1 protein-coding gene is annotated in these 1,644 nt (G+C 59.0%); it reads right to left on the bottom strand.

The window, feature by feature from the left end; all coding sequences use genetic code 11:
* Window positions 1–56 precede the first annotated feature (56 nt).
* On the bottom strand, window positions 57–1,644 hold a 1,588-nt coding region (locus tag DDE23_RS25275; RefSeq protein ID WP_157958121.1), incomplete at its 5' end, for a hypothetical protein.

Below are 1,644 nucleotides of genomic sequence, written 5' to 3'. Positions count from 1 at the left end.
CCAGCCCTTTGCAGTAAATGATGCAGCCGCCGATCATTCGGCGGCTGCTCTCTCTTTCACCCGAAGAACTCGCTGAGACGCATCTTCCCACGGGCGATTCCGAGCTTCATTGCAGGCGTTTCCTTCGTCTTCGATGAACCGATCCAGTTGTGCGCGAAGCGGTAGATCTCGACCACCTTTACCATCGTTTCAGGGTTGTAGAGGTAGTGTCTGTCCCAGGTCCGTCCGTTGCCGCTGGGTGTATGCGCCGGTCGGGCGGCAAAGCGGATGTTGGATCGCACTTTGTGGAAGTAGGCATCGACGCTGCGCAGCGTTGCGAGACGCATCAATCTTGCACGCCGATCCGGGTCCATGTCTGCTCTGTCAGTGAGAATCCGGATACGCCGATGGGGTTCGCTCTTCGTGTGGAACGGCCAAGCAAATGGTGCGCCGAGCGGACTGCCCTGCAACATCCCCTCGATAGCGATATCCGTCAGCTCGAGTTGGTCGCTCAACTTCAGTGAGGACCACTGAGATCGGGCGATCCCGGTCGCAAACTCCAGGGAAGCCTTTCCGTCTCCAACGAGCATGTTTCTCTGGTCGTTGGACTGATGTTTATCGAACTGAACAACGATGACATCTGCGGAAGCCTCCTTGATACGCTTCGCAAACGCCGCGACAAAGGACAGTGCCAGCCCGGAGTCCGCGTCCAAGACGAAGACGAAGCGCTCATCGCCTTTGCCAAGAAAATGGCGCAGGAGGAAGGCGTGGGCCAGCTGCATCACATCCTGGCGTAGCAGCGAGCCGCGGTGAGGTAGCTGTAGGTCTACATCCACATCAGGCGCCTCGGACGGATGGATCTGGACGCCTCGAGTGATCTTGTCGAGATAGGTCTTGAACTCGGTTTCCGACCAGACCCGGGCCTGCCTGCGGAACGCTCTTGGTAGTCCGAAGTCGCCTGCGGCCGTCATCGCGGCCTCGATGTCCGGCAGGTCGATAGCGGGATCGAGCCCCAGATGGGCTGCCATGATGTATCCGGTGTTAGCGTGTGCCGTGCAGAGGTGCTGAACGGCGATCTGGGCCCGGGTCTTCTTGTTCGGCCAGTTGAGGTGCAGCCTCTGGGAGTCCGTCGCGAAGCGCCGGCCCACTTTCTCCCAGTTCACGCTCTGGAACGACCCTTCACGGCGCGCCGTGTGATCCACGACGCGATCGTAAATGAAGTCGATCTTGCGATACACATCCCGCGGACAAAGACCGGTGAAGTCGCTGATCTTCGAGATCGGCATCCCGTTGGTGATCATCCAGAGCACATCCCGGTTCGCATTGCTGCGATGCTGCCTCCTGATCCGCGATCCGAGCGAAAATGATGTCAGACAAGCCTTACATTTCCATCGCTGCGCGCCTTTGGCCGTGCGGCCGGACTTTCGATACAGGTCCGGATGATGCGATAGGGGTCTGTCCCGGTTTTCGCAGTCTTCGTCCGGGCAGCAATCGCGTGGCCCCTCTTCTTGGAACCGCCTGCGAAGCCTGCGATACTCATCGACGACGGCGCCGTTGTTCTTGATGATCGAGGACTGTCTGCAAGCGCCACACTTGAAGGTTTTTTCGTCGCCAGAACCGATGACCTCCCCACGCGGGTAGTTCGGTTTGACATTTCCCTTCGGA

Origin of the sequence: Pararhodobacter aggregans (assembly GCF_003075525.1) — a bacterium.
Lineage (GTDB): Bacteria > Pseudomonadota > Alphaproteobacteria > Rhodobacterales > Rhodobacteraceae > Pararhodobacter > Pararhodobacter aggregans.
Note: the sequence above shows the minus strand (reverse complement) of the source record. Positions and strands in the feature narration are given on the sequence as shown.